Here is a 19,468-nt window from a genome sequence, read left to right as displayed (position 1 = left end):
TATCTCGCAGATGACACTCAGAACATCAGCATCAATTATGCGACCGACAGCGCAGGCAACGTCCAGGCGACGGTCACCAATCCTTTAGGTCATCAGGCCGTGCAAACCTATGATGGCACCTATGGCACGGGCGGCGGCTATAACAGCCAATTGAGTTCGGTCAGCAATAATGCGGTAGCCGACTGTGGCGCGACGGTGAACTCGCGCCAGTACGACAACAACGGCAATCTGTCGCAGACGGTCGACAACAACGGCAATGTGCACACCTACACGTACGCAGCGAACGGTCAGCTGCAGACAGAGACCGAAGCGTCGGGCACGACGCAGGCGCGGACGACGGATTACGTGTGGGATCCCAACGCGCAACTTAACCGCCTGACGAGTGCGACGGTCGAAGGCTGGTCGAAGACGGCATACACCTACAACGCTCAGAATCGCTTGGCCTCCGTGTCGGTCACCAACCTGTCGGCCAACGGCACCGCCAATCAGACACTCACGACGCAGTACAACTACACACTGTACGCCAACGGCATGGTGCAAACGATGTCGGTGACCCATCCGTCACCGAACAACAGCGACACCGATGTGACCACCTATGACACGCTGGGTAACGTCAGCTCATTTGCCGATGGTCTAGGTCACACGACGACGTATAGCAGTTATAACGGTCTAGGTGAGCCACAGCACGTTGTCGGTCCGAACGGTGACGCTACTGATTTCGTGTACGACGCGCGTGGTCGCATCAGCACCAAAACAACGCATCCCAATGGTACCGCCGCAACATGGACCTATACCTACGACGGCTTTGGTCTGCTCTACACGCTCACCACGCCCGATAATGAGGTGACCACGTGGAATCGCAATGCGGAAATGATGGTGCAGACCATCACCCATAACGATAAGGACGGTACGTCGACCGAGACGTTTGGCTACGATCCTAACGGGGATGTCACCAGCCATATCGTGACGCGCGGCAGCGACGTCGGCCTCAAGGAATCTGCCACCTACGACGCTCTAGGTCGGCTGTATCAAAAGACCGGCAACAACGGCCAGACGCTGACGTACGCCTATGACGGCAACGGCAATGTGCTTTCGACGACCAACGCCGTTGGGCATGTGATCAACTACCAGTACGATCACCTCGATCGCCTCACGCAGACCGTGGAAAGCGGCGGCGCGAGCCCCTCGATACCCACGGCAGCGCCGACGCTCAGTGCGCCGGCGAACAGCAGCAACGGCAGTTATGCCGTCAGCTGGACGGCCGTGAGCGGCGCCACGAGTTATATCCTGCAGGAGCAGGCCAACGGCGGCGCATGGACGACGATCCAGAACAGCAGTGCCACCAGCGTGTCGCTCAGCGGCAAGAGTCCGGCCACCTTTGGTTACCGCGCCCAAGCCTGTACCAGCAGCGGCTGCGGCCCATGGAGCAATGTGGGCAGCGTGATCGTGACGCAGGTGACCGGTAGCATTGACGGCGTCTCCATCGACGGGTCGGGCAATGCCACCGTGACGGGCTGGGCGTGTTCCACAGGCATAGCGCAGTCGATCAGCGTGGATCTGTATCTGGGTGGACCGGCCGGCACGGGTACCGACATCGGGCGCTACACCGCCAACCAAACCAGCGAGCCGGCGGTCGCCAGTGCCTGCGATGTGAGCAGCGGCAGCTACCGCTACAGCATTCCACTATCCGTCGCTACCCGCAGCCAATACGCCGGTCAGGCGATCTATCTCTACGGTATTTCGCCGATAGGGGCCGCCAACCTCGCCCTGGCCAACGCGGGTAGTTTCCAAGTGCCGGTGAACGAGCCTGCCGGCGCGCCGACTCTGAACGTCCCGACCAGCGCCAATGTGAGCTACTACACCGTGAGCTGGAGTGCGGTGAGCGGCGCCACTAGTTACACCTTGCAGGAACAGGTGAACGGTGGCGCGTGGGCTACGGTGCAGAACAGCGCAGCGACCAGCTGGGCGGCCACGGGCAAGAGCAACAACACCTATGGTTACCGCGTGCAAGCGTGCAATAGCTCCGGGTGTGGTGCCTGGAGTGTCACGGCCACCGTCACGGTCGCCATTCCGCCGATACCGGCCAGCGCGCCGGCGCTCAGCGTACCAAGCGTCAGCTACACCGGCGGCTACACGATTAGCTGGGGCGGCGTGAGCGCGGCGACCAGCTACACCCTGCAGGAGCAGGTCAACGGCGGTGCATGGAGCACGGTGCAAGCGAGCGCATCGGCTAGCTGGAGCACGGCCAGTCGGGGCGCCGGCACTTATGGCTATCGGGTACAGGCGTGCAATGTCAGCGGTTGCGGCCCCTGGAGTGGCACCGGTACGGTGACCGTTACGGCGCCTACCGCCGCTCCGGGTCTGAGCGCGCCAGCCACCAACGCTACCGGCAGTTACACCGTGAGCTGGGGCGGCGTGACCGGCGCGAGTGCCTATCTCCTGCAGCAGCAGGTCAACGGTGGTGGCTGGACAACCCTGCAGAACTCGGCGGCGGCCAGTCTGGCGGTCAGTGGCGAAACGAATGGAAGTTACGGCTACCGGGTACAGGCCTGCGACGCCGTTGGCTGCGGGCCGTTCAGTGGCACGGCCACAACCGTGGTGACCATTCCCGTACCTCTCGCGATCAACGGTCAGTCGTACACCGAGAGCTATGCCATTTCTAAAGCCAGCGGAAGTGCGTCGATCGGTTTCGAAATCGTGAGCGGTACCACATGGGATGTTTGGGGATCTAAGCCCAATGCAACGCATGCCGTGCTGATATCGGGCGCCGTGCCAGCTACGGCGGTCACCGTCCAGTACGTCTGGACGCTTATCGGCCCGCCTGCGGGTGATTCGGCGTCCACAGGTACGTTGGTCAATCCTGCTGCTTCACCAGTAGCGATTACGAGCAATCCTTCCAGTAACTATGTCACCAGTTTGTACACCGCGTCGTCCAACGGCAACGGTGAGCAATATCAGTTGACGGTGACTTTCTTCAATGCGGCTGGAGCCAACGTGTCCAGCTCGACCTGCACGCTCACGGCGAAAGTGGTGGGGACGAACTGATGAAACCACGTCTCATCACACCGACCGTGCGCGGCACCGGATACTCAAGGAAGGAAACCATGGCCGCCCCGAAGACATCGCCACTCGCTCTCAAGCTATTGCCAGCAGCGTTACTGATGGCGCTTTGCTCACCTCCGCTACTCGCCCAGAGCGTCACCACGGTCATGACCTACGACGCGGGCGATCACGTGACGAGCGTCACCGATCCGCGTGGTCTCGTCACGAGCTATACGCACGACGGTCTGGGCCACCTGCTGCAACAAGTGAGCCCGGATACGGGCACGGTCAATTACGCCTACGATGGTTACGGCCGGCTGGCCGGCATGACACGCGCCGATGGGGTCCAGACTACCTACGGCTATGACGGCATCAACCGCCGTACCACCGTGAGCGCCGGGGGGCTGACCCAGACCTACACCTACGACAACTGCACCAACGGCCTGGGTCGCCTGTGTTCGGATAGCGACGCTACCGGGGCGACATCGTATAGCTATACGCCGGAAGGCTGGATCGGCGGGCGTGGCTTCACCATGGGCAGCACGACGTACGCGCTGGGCTTTAGTTACGACGCCATGGGTCGCGTGACCGTGGTGAATTACCCCGACAGCAACCAGGCCGTTTACTCCTACACCAATGGCGCCGTCGCCAGTGTCAGCCTTAAGGTCGGAGGCACCTCCGTCAATGGCGCGACGGCTATTACGTACCGCCCCATGGACATGGCAATGTCCGCTTGGACGTCCAGCAATGGGCTGGCCAACACCCTGAGCTACGACACGGACGGGCGGCTGATGGGCATCAGTGTGCCGGGCAAGCAAAGCCTGGGCTTTACCTACGACGCGGCCGATCGCATCACGCAGATCACCAACGGCATCGACAACACGCTGACGCAAAACTTAGGCTACGGCGCGCAGTCCCGGTTAGTGTCCGTTTATTCCGGCGTGGAAAACGAAAGTTACCAGTACGACGCCAACGGCAATCGGAACACGGCAACCGTCAACGGCGTTACGCAGACCTACACCTACAGCCCTACCAGCAACCAGCTGACCGGGGTAAGTGGCAGCGCCAGCACCCAGTACGGTTACGACGCCAACGGCAACACCACCTTGGTCAACGGGGCAGCGAGCTATCAATACGACCCTTACATCCGGCTTGATGCCGCCGGCGGCGCGGCCGACTACGTGAACCCGGAAGGACAGCGCCTGCGCAAGGCGGGCGGCTCGACCGGCACAACCTACTTTGCGCCCAGCACAGATGGCACATTATTGGCCGAGGACGACAACGGCACCTGGGTCGACTACGTGCGGTTGAACGGCCGGTTGATCGGTCGGATCAGCGCCGGACAGGTCAGCGCCATCCACGACGATCAGGTGGGTCGCCCGGAGGTGGTGACGGATGCCTCACAGAATGTGGTGTGGCTGGCGCAGAACTTCCCGTTTACGCAGAAGGTAACTACGGCAAACATCACGTTGAACCTGGGTTTTCCGGGACAGTATTACGATGCCGAAAGGCAAACGTGGAACAACGGCTATCGGGACTATAGCTCCGTCTTTGGGCGTTATATAGAAAGTGACCCCAGCGGATTGATGGGAGGCATCAATACATATGCCTATGCAGCCAGCAACCCATTGATGTACGTAGATCCGTTTGGACTCGAATGGCAAGCGTCTTTTGGCTTTGGGGTAACCGGCGCATTCTTGTTCGGGGGTCTCGGTGGTAGCGTGAATCTTACCTTTACGTCAAATGGCCAAATCTCTTTTTCCGCGACCGGCCAAGCAGAACTCGGTCTAGGTGCTTATCTTGGGGCCGGTTTCACTGGCGGCATTAGCCATTCGAAATGCGATAGCAAAGCAGGTGCGTCGGAAAGTACATCGGCAGTTGCAGAGGTTGATGCTGGGTACGGTCCTTCAGCAGGTGTAACCGTGACGTCCAACGGAGGACAAGATACTGGAGCATCAACAGGGCTAGGGAAATATGGAGTAGGAGGCGGGGTCTGGGCTGGGGCTGGCGCGGCTCGCACCTATACGTATACAACCCCGACGATTTCCCAAATGGCTACTTCAGTGAGTCATTGGGCTCAGTCATGGTGATATGCGGGTATAACGTCAGCTCGTTGGCGGCTGCTGATTCAGTCAGACGTATCAAAATTCAAGATCGACTATATATAGATGACCAGCATGAATGACCAGCATCAAGAGACACTCCTAGAAGACACGAGAAAGCACTGGCGATCATTCCTTCCCGCTTGGCTTTTTCCGGTTGTTTTCCTTTGCGGTGGACAAATCGCCGATCAATTAGATTATCCAAATTTATTCTTTTTCGTTGTCGCGCTTCCGCTCTTCTTTTGGAGTTATAGGCGAGCTTCTAAGACTTGGACAAGGCGCGATATAAGTTACGGGCACGCGATACTTATGGGCGTCGTTACACCGTTCGCTATCTGGATCATGGCTGTCCTGATTCGGTTGACGATCTTAGGCTTGTTGGGCAGCACGAGTGTGCCACACTCCTAGAGTTTGAATTTCGTTAGGCATCACAATGACCATGGGACCGGAATCCAAAAGTATCTTGTTTGGGATAGTCGCTGCCGGCCTAGGCCCTTTTGTTGGCTGCAACTTGACTATAGCGGTGACACTAAACAGCTGATTCGCCCTTAAGGGAGGTCTGTCATTGGGCTCAGTCATGGTGATAATGCGGGTATAACGTCAGTTAGTCGGCGGCCGCTGATTCAGTCAGACGTATCAAAATTCAAGGCCGACCATATATAGATGACCAGCATCGATTGCGTCAGCAATCGCGATCCCTTTCGTAATCGCAGGGTTCGGGTGGGTATTGGTTTCCGCCGCGTGCGTCAGAGCATATCCGGCCGGGTCACGCGCGGCCGCCTTCGGTCAGTTCCTCATTAAGGATGGACTGCATGCCATTAATGGAACCCTTTCCCCTCAGCCCTTCGTCGATGCGCGTGCGCAGCAGGGGCTTTACCTCCGACCACGCTTGGTCGCCGGCAGCGTTACCTCGGAACAGTCGCTCGAGGGTGTATTGCTTGATCGACTTGTCTTGCAAATCGGCCAGCGCCTTCAGGCTCTGATGCTGCTGGCTAGTAATGTCGATGGTCAGGCGGCTCATGAGAAAGCTCCGTGTTACTACAAAGCCTAATCACCACATATCAGGGCCACCTCGAATTTTCGGCGTCTCCGATCAGCGTCGGTACGGTGGTCAGCGTTCACCGGAACGAGCAATCAACCAGACCGGAATGCGTACTCGGCCTCGGCGGCGGCGCCCCCCGTGTTCGGAATTACCAATTGAGCCCTTTGTCACGCCTGGCTCTGTCTCCGCGGTTCGTTAGCTTCTGACCCCTGCCAACGTCGACCTTCGTCGTCTCAGGTTCCGCTCCGCGCTGTGGGGCCGTTTGCTGGCCATCTTCATGCCTCGATCCAGCCCCAGCCTTCGTCGTCTTAGGTTCCGCTCTGCGCTGTGAGGCCGTTTGCTGGACATCTTCATGTCTCGATCCAGCCCCGGCCATCGTCGTCTTAGGTTCCGCGCCGCCGCCCGCGAGCCTATTAAGCCGCTGAATTTCCGCCTCGCGTTCGCTTTTGATTGTCTTCTCAACGGCACGCCTAGCCAGCATGCCGCGCACAGCACCTGCGGTGCGCCCATTGGTCTGGTTGCGCACCTCCCTGCCCCGCTGCGTTTCATTCATCGCGTGATCGCGCTTGGTCAGCGCCTCGCTGTGCAGACCACCCTTCCCATCGTGCGCGTATCGGTGACCATGTCGGTCGTATTCCACGCCGTGCTTGGAGGCCATCGCATCCCAGTCCCTCTTCGGCTGGATGAGCCGCTGTTGGTCTGCCTGATGCGTCTGCAGGGCACGCCGCGCCAGCTCCCGACTGTCTGCAGTTTCGCCACCGCCACGCATGCGGTGCTCACGCTGCCCCTGCTCAAGAGCCGCCTCACGGCGCGCCGCCACTACTGCTTGATGCCGGTCGACAAAGCCTTTGATGCCGCGCTCTTCTGTGAATGTACGGCTGCCATCGGTACTACGCGCCGTTCGCCCGTCCTCCGATCGCACCAGGAGCTTTCGTGCTTTCGGGTCTTGCCATCCCTGTTTCCGGCGAGCATCCGCAGCTTCCCAGCGGGCGTGCGCAACTACCTGCATCCCCCTGACCTTGCCCTTGCTTCGCTCTGCGTTCGCATTGGCAACGGCCACCTTCACATGGCGGACGGGGTTCACCATGCTCCGTCCCCTGCGAGCCGACTGCCGTTTTGCCTGCGCCTGCTTGTCGATGTTGCGGAGCATTTGCTTTGTAGTGCGATCAAATCGCCGCCGTGGTGCCTTGGCGGAGTAGTCCCGAATCCGATTTCCTAGGCGCTCAGCACCCGCCCCAATGGCGTGCCCCGCCGCACTGGCATACCGCTGCAACTTGCTGCTTCGCAGCTGTTCACCCGAGCCCTCTCGCTCGACTTGTTGGCTGCGCGCTACGCGCGCGGGCCGACGTTCAGCGTCAGGCGTCACTGACGCCGAACGCCGGCCACCATTCTGGCTTTCGACTGAAATATCGCCCGCCTTCATCGCCGTTTCCTTCCTGCCGGAATGACTCTCGATCTGTGCCGCAAGCTTCTTCCGATCATCGGTGTGGACAATGGCACTTTCCCGCGCACGGGAAAGTGCGACGTAGGTGCGCTGTTGATCCGCCAACTTGCGCTGCCCCGATCGCATATTGGCGATCACCACATCTACCGTCCGCCCCTGCGCCTGGTTGGCAGTCTGCGCATAGGCCAAGTCGATCTTCGCCCCCTGCCTGGCGTCGATAGTGTGACGTCGGCCAGCAGTATCCGTGGCCTCAATCCGGCCATCGTCCCGCACGCAATCAACAACCAAATCCGCGCCATTCTTGATCCGCTCCCCAGCTTCGGTACGGATAGCCCCTTTGGCAACGATCCTGTCCCCGGTGCCAATCCGAGATTGCACTGCCTCGTTCACCTGAAGCCTGTTCGATTTGGCTGGATCGAACGTCCACTCGCGACCATCCGAGCACTGTGCAGTGATCCGACCGCTCTCGATTCGGACAACCTCAGCCAGCTCGCCCCGTTTCGGGCCACCACGATAGTCCCGCCCAGCCTCAATGACATCGCCAACGTGATACCGAGCGGCGTCAGCCCGTTCCTTTTCGGTCATCTGCCGGTCTCGCAGCGTAGTAACCGGCCGCGTGTTCTGGACTTCACCAACGTCCACGCGACACTGCTGGATTGCCTCATTGACCGCATCGCGGTCGGCACGAGAAAGTGTCACAACGAGGGTGTCCCTCCCCGCAGCCGTCTCGCGCATGTAGTCATCAGCGACACACTTCGCCGCCTCATCTGCCGAGGCATGCTCGCGCACATCCACCTTGTCGAGCGCATCGGCCACCTGTCCATTCAGCGCATCGTAGACAGCTCCGCGGAGACGCTCACTCCGCTGGCGTTTGATGTCGGTCAGTTCGTGGGTTGCATCGAGGTGGACCGCCTTGATCTGCTCGAAGGCGGCCCCCGCCCCCACGCTACCGATCTGCCGGTCATCACCAACGAGAATGACGCGCGCGCCGCGCTCCCGCGCAAGCTGGAGCAAGTCGCGTTTGTCGCCGGCGCTCACCATGCCTGCCTCGTCCACGATCCAGACCTCACGCTGCCCATGCTGGCCTGCGCGTTCACGGGAATGGTTGGCCGCCGCGACAGTCTGTGCTTCCGCACCAATGGCATCGCCCAAGGTTTGGGCCGCGCTGTTGGTCGGCGCGAGTGCCCGTACCGTCCAGCCCGCTTCCCGTGCTGCCTCCGAAACAGTGGCGAGCACAGTGGTTGTCTTGGCGGTGCCGGCGAATCCCTGAATCACATGGAGGCCACTTTCGCTCGACAGGATGCCTTGCACAGCCGCCCGCTGCTCCTCGGAGAACGGATGACCACTGCGCGCCTCCTGACGCTCAATCGCCGCATCAATGGAGGCCTTTGAATTGTCGCCGCGCTGTTTCTCTCCGATCCGCATCTGGCCTTCGCCGGCCACAGCGATAGTCTTCGCTGCCGCCAGCATCTGCCGTTCGGTTTCCTCGCCCGCTCGGGTGGTAAACCCAGCTACGTATTCGCGGCGACCGCCAGGCACGTCTTGTAGCGTCTCGCGGGAGATCAGCCCTCCGTTCGTACAAGCGAGTTGAACCGCTTTTCCCAGCGTGAATTCATCAGCCCTGCCCTGTGAAAACGTCCGGGCTGCCGCAAGAATCTGGCGCGCAGTGAAGCGCGTCTCGCGTTCAGAAAGGTGGGTAATTGCATCACGGACGGCAGTATCCGCAGCCACCACGGTATGCTCGAAATCGCCAGCCAAGTCCCGGCCGGAAGGTCGACGACCGAGAGCAAATCCCACTTGCACCGCTTGCGCTTCCCAGCGTTGATGCAGCTGCCCCGGCGGAAGGTGTTCTTTCGCCTTGCGCGTATCGAGTGTGGCGGCCTCACGGGCCGCTGCACTCGCATCCTCACGACTCAGGCCCCGCTCGGCCAAGGCAGCATCGATCTCGTTCCTTCGGCTCGAAAAATCGTTGCACAGTTCCTTGGGAACCTCCCGTAACTCAAAGCTGACGGCCCCGCCGTCATGCACCGTCCAATCGACGTTATAGCCGGCTTGCCGCGCTCCGGCAGCGAGTGCGTTCATGTAAACATTGTTGGCCTCGACCTGGGCGGAATAGAGCCCTTGCCGGCTGTCGATGCTAGTCCAACGCCCTGTAACCGGATCGTACGTCGAGTTGGCAATCACCGCATGACTGTGGAGCTGTGGATCAAGGTTCCGCGACGTCGAATGACGGACGACACCGGCGACAAGGTTTCCGGTATTTCGGTATGCGTAGCCGTCGGCCATATCGCGCTGGCGAGTGATGATCGCGTGCACTTCGATGTGATCGAGCGCCGCCCGGACAGCCGTGTCGTGTGCAGCCGTCAAGCGTTCATCCTTGTTCACCAGCGCCGCAATGCTCACGCTCTTTGGCGCGCTGAAAGTCACATCCCATCCTGGCGTATGACGATGAGGATTCTTGACAGCCGCCGCTCCAAACGTGCCAGCCAGCACATCACGGAACTCGATCGGATTGATGTCTCTGCACAAACCCAATTCCGTTGCACCACGCCCATACCACGCAGCCGCGCTTTGGTCGGACAGGTAGTAATCGTCACGCTCGCTGTAGTAGTCGAATGCTTGGGCGGCATTGCCGATTTTCGTTACACCGATCATGCTCGAAACCTCCTCACTTCCGATCCGTAGGCCAACGTGCTTCCGCCCACTGGGTGAACTTCTGGAGCCCGGCATTGATACGCACCGCGCTTGCGTTGAGTTCAGTCGCCAACGTCGCCGAGATCGCCTCCGTCAGCTCCGCCTTAAATTCGGCGAACTGTGCGTTTTGCTCATCACGCATGGCATGGAGTTGCTCCAAAAGCAGTTCATCCCGCTCATCGGCTGAACCGCGCTCAAGCGCGGATGCAGTGAGGTAGGCGTTGATCGACATGCCGAGATTCGCGGCATGCCTTGCGATCGCCTCCGCGTTCTCCGGCGACACGCGTAACGTGAGTTTCTTCTCGTCCTGCATGGCTGTTTTTCTCCACGATTTGGCCGCGAGCCATGACGGCATGGCGGCGGCACCTGAAACCGCGCTGCAACACGGTTTCAGGGTGTTGTGACGGCACATTGACGGCAAAAAGCGACGGCTCCCATGCCGTCATCCACAACCCGCATCACCGCTGGATTTGCCGGGGTTTGAGCGCCGAAGGCGGTGGCGCAGCCGTGCATGGTGTGTGCGAACGAGCGCAGCGAGCGAGCAAGCGGACTCGTCCGCGACTTTCCGGGCCCCGCGTAGCGGGAATGAATCTCCGTTTTCACAGATCCGATGCTCATGCCGGCTTCGTCTCCGCACCCGACTTCACAACCGAAGCCTTCGCCGCAGCAGTTGCTTTTTGCTGTGCGATACGAATCAGGTCACGCGTGCACCCTGCAGCCCGAGCGAGGCGCAAAAGCTCCCGCTCGTCTCGCTCACGATCAGCGGCTTGCTCCGCTTTGAGTTGCTCGCGCAGCTTGGCGATTTTGGCTTCGATGGCATCGATCTTCTTGCTCATGTTCGCGTCCTCATTTGTTGTCTGTACCTGTTGAAGTTTTGGCGATCAGATCGCTACCGCCCTCGTCGCCGGATGGACGACGACACGGCTGTTTTCAACGCGAATCGCAACATGGGAGACCCCGCGATCTTTGAGGTCGAGCAGTTGATCGACCACGGCACTCTCGACCGCCCGCACCACCTCACGGACACCGTAGTCCGAGAGCTTCTCGGCCTTGGCGACGAGATCGATCAACAGTTCCGCATCAACACTCACCACCTCGACGCCAGCCTCCCCCGCGATGCCCATCAGGAAGCGGCCCACGATGGCGGCGAGCGCCCGACGGCTCAGAGGTTCAAAAGGAAAAATGGCATCCAGACGTGCCAGCACTTCAGGCAGAAATCCGCTGCTTTTCAGCTCGTCCTTGACCTTGCGCGTGCGTTCGGAAGAATCGGCGGTCGCTGCCGCGATCTTGCCGATTTCGGCCTGCTTAGCGTTGCTGGTCAGCACGATCATGAAGCCCGATGCGTCATAGACCTGCCCGGTCGATTGTTCGGTCAATCTTGCCTCGTCCAAAAGACCCATCACCGTCTTCAACACCACGGGATGCGCCTTCTCGATTTCGTCCAGCAAAATCAACCCTGTGCCAAACCGTCCGATGGCGCGGCAGAGCTGCCCGCCATCCTCCGAACCGGCGTAGCCCGGAGGTGCTCCGATCAGTCGCTGCACGCCGTGCTCGGCGCTCAATTCATTGCAATCCACGCGAATCATTCGCCCGGCGAAAAGTTCGGCTGCCAACGCCTTCGCCAGCTCGGTTTTCCCTGCGCCTGTGGCACCCACAAATAGCGCGGTCATGACCGGCTTGTTGGAGCGTGCCAGCCTCACCCGTCGGAACGCTGTCTGCACGCATTCATGCACGACCGAGTTTTGGCCAATCACTCGATCGCGCAAAAATCCTTCCACGCGCACGGGGTCTAGGTGAGAAAAATCAGCGCGCTGACCCTGTGGCGCCTTGGCACCGAGGAAATCGTCCAACTGGTCTTGCTGGTCGGTGGGTACGAGGTCGAAAATGTTCTTCATAACTTTGCCTTCGAGGATGAGAATGAGTGCCGCAACGGCAACTGCGGCGGCTAGCGCAGCACCGATTCCTAAGCCAGGTTGATCGAGTGAAAAGAGCGCCACTTGGGCACTAGCGCCCGCGACAAAGGCGCAGCCGGGGAGCGCCAATTTCAATGTTGAGAAGTAGTACCGGAACTTCACCTCTGGCCAGCGCCGCAGACGGGCATAAACCAGTGCTACTGACGCTGTCAGCAGCCCGCCAGCGAGATCTTCAAGATGCGAAAGAAAAAGGAACGCGACCACAACACCAACTGCGATACGGACGCGTGACAAACCCTGAGGCATAGTCACATTGAGGTTCGGGTTATTCATGGTTCGCTCCTTTTGCAGGCGCAGCCACTACTGAAAGCTTCGCCGGCGTCGAGGGCTGCACGTTGGCCGGGTGGTTGGTATCGCCACCATTTCCAGACGGCACGGCATAGGGCACCATCGGCACCGGCGAGGTGGTGCCATCACCCACTGCGATCTGCATGTCGATGCCCGTACTGGCCCCCTGGAAACCACCCCGGCTCACTTGAATGACGAACGTGTGCCACCCCGTATTGAGATTGAGCGTGGCCGTCTGCGACGCCGGTTCGTTGGCAAGGGATAACGGCTGCCCCAGCGGCTGGCCGTCAATGGTGGCTTCCACCGTACCCACCCCTGCAGCGGCACGCAGAATTGAGATCGATTTGGGCGCATCGAGCTTGAACCAGCCTTGAAATTTCTGCGCCCAGTCCGGGCCACCACGCGCAGGATTCTCCGACTGGAATTCAGTCAGTTGAGCCGTTACCGCAACAGACTCCACCTGGGAGAGTTGACCGAATTGGTTACGCTGGAATGTTGAAGACTCGACCCAGCCTGGCGCGATGCCGGGGGGTGGCGCGGACGGCTTGGCCATTACCTGCGGAACCGGGCTTGGGGTGCCACGGATTGCTTCTGTCGGTGCAGGCGCTAGTGCAACGCCACCCCCTACCGCCGGCGGCTGTGCTACCGCCACCGGCGGGGCCACAGGTGGTTTGATTACCGGAGCCGGCGCCAGTGGCTCATGAGGGACAACTTCCGCAACTGGCGCGTGCTCGGGCACGGGTGTAGTTCGAGAGAGTCCCCTTCGCGCCGCCGAAGCGAGTGATAGCAAAACGACGATCGCGATGAACGCGACGGGGATCAGAAATGCGCGCGGTTGGCGCCGTGCCCAATCTTGTGCGCGCTGAGCGAGGGTTTCGTGATCCATGCTGTCCTCCTGTTGATAGGGGGCAGCAGAAATTGTTGCCCCCTATCAACAGGAGTTTTCGCGATCCTGCACAGATTCGGAGTCACGATCGCGGTTCTGGAAGCAACCGTTCTGCGCACACCGACGGAATTGATCAGTACCACCAATCGATCATGATCAGTCCACCGGCAGGAATCGGCAGGAGCGGCCGGCCGCCAATCCTTGGCTACAACCATCTGACGGACTGCAGTGCAATAGTAAGCCGCGGGGAAGCTAATTTTTTGCGTAGCTGATTCAATATGCCTTGCCACAACCAGCATGCGGGGCTCGTTTAAATTTACGGAGCCACCCATCATGAAACATCCAGCCTCAAGGAGACCCGGATGCAGGACCTGGACGATCAGGTGCAAAAGCTGAGAGCGATTTATCTGGATTCCGCCACAACCGTGCCGATGAAAGATGAAGCTGCTGCGAATAAGGCTTTGGAAGCCTATCAGAGCCTACAACACGCACCGGACCGACTCTTCGATTTATTAATCGTCTTGGAGAATACTGACCAAACGGTTGGCACCGTGCGCTCTCTAGCCAATCATTTCTTTTTGGCAAATGTGCTGGATAACGTGAGCGAACCGATCGCCGAGGCGCTCAACAACATTGCGGCTTGCCTGCCCGGAATTGCTCAGCCCGACGGAACGAGGATTCCATCTGGGCCCGTTCAACCAGGCGCATCTCCGTCCCCGCAAGTCACTGCCTTCGTGAAAGCACTCGACAATGAGTCGGCCTGGCTGGAAGCCATGCTTATAGGCCGCGCCTTCACGGTCTTGAAGCGATTTCCTTTTTCCAACGCTCGCACCAAGGCGGTTGCGGACGCAGCGACTCGGATCAAACGGTTCGGCTACGCCTTTTCAATCCGCTCAGGCCGATACCAGATCAGCCCTGAGGTTATCGAAAATATCGTCGGGCAAATTTGGAAATGCCTCCAGCGCGTAGGCTCTCTCAACGCGCTCTCGAATATCATGCGGGTGGCCCTAGAGACCCAAGACTACGCCTACGAGCAAATTCTATTCGGCAGGAAATATGCCGGCGGCCTTGGCTATCGGCCCCCGGGATTGCCGATCGGTCTGCTCTATAACATTGCCGTCAAGCTGCCGGCCCTGGGATCCAACGAACGCAATGCTAGGTCCTTCTGGGACAAGGCCGTCTGCCTAGCGCGCGATCTCGTGGCGATGCTCGATCTCGAATCCTACTCACAATTTGCTTTTTTAGGATTGAACGCCGAAACCTTGGAGGATGGACTGCGAGAGGTCGCTCACTACGACCACTGCTTCTCTCTTCGTCAGTGGCACCTCAGCTTCACGCCTCAGTTTCTCACCATTTTTTTCGGTGAAAGCTTCGATGGCGATATGAAGCAGCGGCTCGGCTGGAACGTTGCGGATGCAATAGAGCTGGCCCAGGTTCTTAAAGCGCACGCCGCACCTGGCACTCAGGTCGTACCGATCTCCAGGTTGGTTGAAACCGGCTTCGACCTGGGGATATTTAAGTCCATGTTGCCGTTCTTTGCGCACAAAGAGGGAGAGGCCAACAAGCACTATCGCTCCCCCTTCGGGGCCGCGGGTCCTGACGTAATCTTCAAGCCGCTCATTCTGCTCAAGGGAAACAGCGTTGTTCTGCCGGCGGCCTCGGTACTGGGCCCAGCCCTGTTCGAAGCCACATTCGCAGCTTGGAGAACCAACAAGACCGATCAGGAAATCGCCCGTCTGAGAGGCGATGCGGCAGAGCGGCTAACGAAATACATATTCACCAAGCACGACTTTCAACCGAGCTTCGAGAGCGCGATCTATGATCTGGGTGAACAAGGTGCCGGCGAGTGCGATCTCGTTTTCGAGGATGAGGAAAATATCATCCTTGTCGAGTGCAAAGCGAAGGCGCTAACGCGGGGCGCCATGACTGGCATGCAGGGCGATGCGCTACTTGATTTTGCAGGTGGCTTGTTTGCTTCTCAAGCTCAGGCTCTCAGGCATGAGCGTATTTTGCGAAGTGTGGGCGCGATACATTTCCGCGACGGGACGAGTCTCGAGCTTCGAGACCGGCACATCACGCGCCTCACGGTGACCCTGCTGGACCACGGCGCGCTCCAGGATCGGTGGATGCTTAGGAACGTTTATAACGCTTTGTTGTCGGCCCAATTCACCTGCGATCCTGGCTATACGAAAAAAAAGCAAGTCGAGGAATTCAACACGCATCTACGCTTGTTTCAGAAAGAGACACGCCTGCTTGAGGCGACAGGCCAACACATCAACGCGCATCCGCTCAATGCCGGCTCCGCGAGCGTGGCCCAGCTCGACGTCCTATTGGACAGCGTGCAATCGCTTACCGAGGTGAGGACGAGGCTATCCGCTCGCATGACGTTCTCGACCTTCAATGTGCTGCTGGAGCACTTTCATCAACAGAAGATGCGCAGCCAAGGACAGCCTTCTTACGTCGGCAATAGCCGCAGTTAATCATGCCGACCGGCAGACTGGTCATCATCGATCGGTCGTGTGATGCATTCGATCCGATGCACGCACCGTTCCAGACCAAAAACCCACCGGTGGCGAGCACGCCCAACAGGTAGAGATAGAAGCCCATTCAGTTGTTGCGTTTGCGGCTGGCGATCTTCTGGTCGTAACGGCGTTGCGCTTCAGCCATCGCCTGATCTTGCCAGGCAGACATTTCGCGCAGCAGCCAAATGATCGCGCGTACTAGGCCTGACCACGGCGCGAAATAACCAGCCAACACTACGCTCCACGGCAACATAGTGCCCTTGCGGTGGCCGTTGCGCATACCTTGAAGGAACTCATTCACGGTCGCCTACCTTTTTCGTGTTGCTGGCTTTCTCACGCGCCTCGGCCATCGCTCGATCCAGTTGTTCGAGGTAAACATGAGCGATGATTTTTCCGCAGTGCACCGCGGCGATCCCTGGGCAAAAAAATTCGTAGAAGCCTTCACGAAGCCCCTTGATGAAGCGCTGTTTGCCGATAGCCCAGAGATCAGACATTACTCACCTGCGCTCTTGCTCGCTGTCAACCAACCACACAGGTCGCTTGCTGTAGATCGTACGAATCATGGCTGCACCTCCGAAATCATCGAACTCGTGGCCCCTTGGCCACATCGCGTAGACGCTTGGCAAAGTCTTCCGCGCGCGGGTGGTAGTAGCGTTCAAGCATGGAGCTCGACGAATGACCCACGATCTTCATCAACTCGTGCAGGCTGAAAATCTCCGCAAGCCGGCTCGTGGCTTCGTGACGGAGGTCGTGAAAAGTCAGATCGGCAAGGTATTCAGCCGAAGGTGTTGTGCCCTTCACTGCACAGTCAGCCAGATATCCGGCACGACTGCGTTTGGCTGCGCGAGCAAACGCCTGCGTGATCGAATGCGATTGAAGACCGCCAAGCACGAAGTCATCCGCCACTTCGTCCTTGCCCTTTGTCACAAGCAAAAGATCGTTCAGCACCTTGACTGTTTCAGGCGATAACGGGACACCACGTGGTCTACCCGCCTTTGTGATCCGACCGGGCAAGTAAGCCACGCCGGCATCAATATCTACCATCGACCAGCGAAGTTTGCAGATTTCACCGCGACGCATGGCCGTTTCGACGGCAACGCGAACTGCAGCAGGCAGCCAAGCCGAGTCGCTGGCATCGCATAGCGCAGCAACTTCTTCCACACTGACACGACGTTCGCGCTTGGTCGCCCCCTTGAGCTTCAGAGACACAGCCGGGTTGCTCAACCCAGCCATACCCCAATTGATTCGCGCGCACTCGAAAACTGCATGAAGGATCGTCAGGCGACGGTTGACCGTGGCCACGGCGTAGCCCTTCGTGAGCCAGCGGTCACAGAGGGCGCGCACATTGCCACGCGTGATCCGGTCGAGAACTGTCTGTGCAAGCGCTTCCTCTTTCAGCACTTTGATGTGGTAGCCCTCGACCTCGGCACCACGGTGCTTGGGAGTTTCTTCGGTCTGGTACTTTTCCAGCGCCACCGCCAGGGTCATCCTGTCGGCTCCACCAACATCGCGCCAGGCGCCTCGCTCGATTTCGCTCTCGGTTTTCCTTCCCCAAGCCTCCGCGTCCTCTTTCCTGGTGAAGGTCTTGTACAGCTGGGGGACACCAAAACGGGCCTTTCGGATGAGCACCTTGTAGGTGCCTGCATCTGTCTTTGAGATGGTTGCCATGCCCTCATTGTCGGGCATCGCTTCTTTCGCGCAATACAAAAACGAACCGTTCCATAGGCGTTCCGCGCATCACAGAAATATCTCTGAAACCATTGGTACATCTAGCTTTCTGGGCGTGTGAATTTCGCCTTCACACGGCAGGTGTCGCAAGTTCGATCCTTGCATCGCCCACCACTAGATTCAACGACTTAGGCCACCTCAACGGGTGGCCTAAGTCGTTGTACGCACGCCGGTACGGAAAGTCTCTTTGATTGCCGGAGCGAAGCATTGGGTTGAAACCCCGTGCGTTGATTCAATTCCTTTCCCTTCGACTAGTTCTACTTTTAGCGACCGCCAAAAGCAGGGGACTACCCTGAAAACGGGGGAACGTCGCCATTACCATATGACAGCGAAGTCAGTTGGGTACACCCTCCACACGAAGGGCGGATGGCCGAGGGGAGTGTGGGCATTACCGCCTTCAGCCTCACGCAGGGCAAACGCAAGCCGGGAGAGGTCACCAAACTACTGGCGACATCGCGGCTTCCATTTCGCTCTATCTGTCCATTCCAAGCTCAATTTACGCCCTGCTTGACTCAATCAATTCCTTTTGTCTTGGCAGGCATATGCGGTGCAGATCATAGCGATCCACGATAGTTTGCCTTGCGCGCTCTCGCACTTCCTGCATCCGATTGGGATCTTCACAAATACGCAGAATCGATTCCACGAGTTGCTGGCTAGAGAAAAAATCTACCAATAGACCGTTCTTCTCATTTGTGATGACCTCTTCCACCGGCGGTGTTCTTGATCCGACCACCAAACATCCTGCGGCCATGGCCTCCATCATCGACCACGACAATACGAAAGGATAAGTCAGATAAACATGTGCGGTAGAGACCTGCAGTAGCTTAAGAAATATTGCATAGGGAACTTTGCCTACAAAGTGAACACGACTGAAGTCAATTCGATCCCCAATTTCTGCCAAATAGAGTTCACGGTAAGTCCCCTTGGCCGGCCGACGCCCGTAAGAAACATCGCTACCCCCAACGATAACAACGTGAGCATTGGGACGTGCTTTGAGCAATTCCGGTAACGCCCTCATGAAAATATGAAAGCCACGGTAAGGTTCCAAGTTCCGACTAACGAATGTAATGACCTCATCGGCCTTGGTTAAACGCAGCTTTTTGTTTGGAAACTCGATGAATGCCTGATCGTCCGGCTTGACATAATCCGTATCGACACCATCGTGCACGACCTCAATTTTTGGCTGATATGCGGAGGGAAACCGCGTGCGCTGCCATATCGTAGGTGCAATGCCAACGTCAGCCTGCTCAAGCGCCATGAGGTGATGCAAATTACGAATGCGCAGACGCAGAACGTCGTCGGCGCTATTGGGGAATTCCGGGTCGAAACTGAAGTCCTGTCCAGCGGTGTTGTAATAGAACTCACAGAAGTGCAGCAATCTCGATTTGGGAAAAACATCTTTCAGGAAAAGCGTCTCTCCCCAGCCCGGATGCGCGTATACAACGTCTGGATAAAAGCCGACTTTCTTGATTTGTAGTAGTGCTTTGAGCACAACCTGCCCGCGCGTTACCGCGGCTTCCGTCGCACGCATCGTGGGCATCGTCGTTGCTTTTGACGGTGATGGTGTTTGGTAGCCCACCAACTTCACTCCCGGAATAGGGGCGCGAAAATTCTCCCTTAGACGACGCGCTTCGCCCAAACCGATCACTTGGCAGTCGGGCTGCCGTCCGTAATGCACCAACAGATGGCGATATTGTCCAGGAAGATTTTGATGAATTAGCAACAGCCGCATGCCAGCTTTCCCTTG

At 58.6% G+C, this 19,468-nt stretch carries 13 protein-coding genes; 3 read left to right on the top strand and 10 right to left on the bottom strand.

The window, feature by feature from the left end; translation table 11 throughout:
• Together HDE76_RS18935 and HDE76_RS18930 are read left to right on the top strand one after the other, a co-directional pair.
• A partial coding sequence (locus HDE76_RS18935) for an RHS repeat protein (RefSeq protein ID WP_184509865.1) occupies positions 1-3,045 on the top strand: 3,045 nt, incomplete at its 5' end.
• Positions 3,045-5,132, top strand: coding sequence for an RHS repeat-associated core domain-containing protein (locus tag HDE76_RS18930; protein ID WP_184509863.1), 2,088 nt, complete (start codon positions 3,045-3,047; stop codon positions 5,130-5,132). The genes HDE76_RS18935 and HDE76_RS18930, both read left to right, overlap by 1 nt.
• A gap of 778 nt (positions 5,133-5,910) precedes the next feature.
• On the opposite strand, the gene HDE76_RS18925 is transcribed toward HDE76_RS18930, so the two are convergent.
• The 6 genes from HDE76_RS18925 to HDE76_RS18900 all read right to left on the bottom strand — a co-directional run bounded on the left by HDE76_RS18925 (position 5,911) and on the right by HDE76_RS18900 (position 13,138).
• Positions 5,911-6,165: an antitoxin gene (locus tag HDE76_RS18925; protein WP_184509861.1), complete on the bottom strand. Its 255-nt coding sequence runs from the start codon at positions 6,163-6,165 to the stop codon at positions 5,911-5,913.
• A 169-nt stretch (positions 6,166-6,334) separates the two neighbouring features.
• Entirely contained in the window at positions 6,335-10,285 is a 3,951-nt protein-coding gene (mobF, locus tag HDE76_RS18920) for a MobF family relaxase (RefSeq protein WP_184509859.1), read from the bottom strand.
• 13 nt (positions 10,286-10,298) lie between these two features.
• Complete coding sequence (locus tag HDE76_RS18915; protein ID WP_184509857.1) at positions 10,299-10,637, bottom strand: toxin-antitoxin system HicB family antitoxin; 339 nt, start codon at positions 10,635-10,637, stop codon at positions 10,299-10,301.
• Between the two features lie 301 nt (positions 10,638-10,938).
• Complete coding sequence (locus HDE76_RS18910) at positions 10,939-11,160, bottom strand: hypothetical protein (protein ID WP_179481907.1); 222 nt, start codon at positions 11,158-11,160, stop codon at positions 10,939-10,941.
• A 45-nt stretch (positions 11,161-11,205) separates the two neighbouring features.
• Positions 11,206-12,570, bottom strand: coding sequence for an AAA family ATPase (locus tag HDE76_RS18905; RefSeq protein ID WP_184509855.1), 1,365 nt, complete (start codon positions 12,568-12,570; stop codon positions 11,206-11,208).
• Positions 12,563-13,138 (bottom strand): hypothetical protein, encoded by a 576-nt coding sequence (locus HDE76_RS18900; RefSeq protein WP_184509852.1) that lies wholly within the window; start codon positions 13,136-13,138, stop codon positions 12,563-12,565. Before HDE76_RS18900 ends, HDE76_RS18905 begins: the two co-directional genes overlap by 8 nt.
• 695 nt (positions 13,139-13,833) lie before the next feature.
• Between HDE76_RS18900 and HDE76_RS18895 the strand changes: the two genes are divergently transcribed.
• Positions 13,834-15,951, top strand: coding sequence for a hypothetical protein (locus HDE76_RS18895; RefSeq protein WP_184509850.1), 2,118 nt, complete (start codon positions 13,834-13,836; stop codon positions 15,949-15,951).
• Between the two features lie 127 nt (positions 15,952-16,078).
• Here HDE76_RS18895 and HDE76_RS18890 read toward each other — a convergent pair whose 3' ends face one another.
• From HDE76_RS18890 to HDE76_RS18875, 4 genes are all read right to left on the bottom strand, one after another.
• The gene (locus HDE76_RS18890; protein WP_184509848.1) at positions 16,079-16,294 is read right to left on the bottom strand and encodes a hypothetical protein; all 216 of its coding nucleotides are present in this window, start codon (positions 16,292-16,294) and stop codon (positions 16,079-16,081) included.
• Complete coding sequence (locus HDE76_RS18885) at positions 16,287-16,487, bottom strand: hypothetical protein (protein WP_184509846.1); 201 nt, start codon at positions 16,485-16,487, stop codon at positions 16,287-16,289. Before HDE76_RS18885 ends, HDE76_RS18890 begins: the two co-directional genes overlap by 8 nt.
• An 85-nt stretch (positions 16,488-16,572) precedes the next feature.
• Positions 16,573-17,679 (bottom strand): site-specific integrase, encoded by a 1,107-nt coding sequence (locus tag HDE76_RS18880; RefSeq protein WP_184509844.1) that lies wholly within the window; start codon positions 17,677-17,679, stop codon positions 16,573-16,575.
• A 538-nt stretch (positions 17,680-18,217) separates the two neighbouring features.
• Positions 18,218-19,453 carry a glycosyltransferase family 4 protein gene (locus HDE76_RS18875; RefSeq protein WP_184509842.1) on the bottom strand — a complete coding sequence of 412 codons (1,236 nt, stop codon included), beginning with the start codon at positions 19,451-19,453 and terminating at the stop codon, positions 18,218-18,220.
• Positions 19,454-19,468 lie beyond the last annotated feature (15 nt).

Origin of the sequence: Rhodanobacter sp. ANJX3 (assembly GCF_014200755.1) — a bacterium.
In the GTDB taxonomy this organism is placed as follows: domain Bacteria; phylum Pseudomonadota; class Gammaproteobacteria; order Xanthomonadales; family Rhodanobacteraceae; genus Rhodanobacter.
The sequence above is the reverse complement of the archived record's forward strand: the minus strand, read 5'-3'. Positions and strand labels throughout refer to the sequence as shown.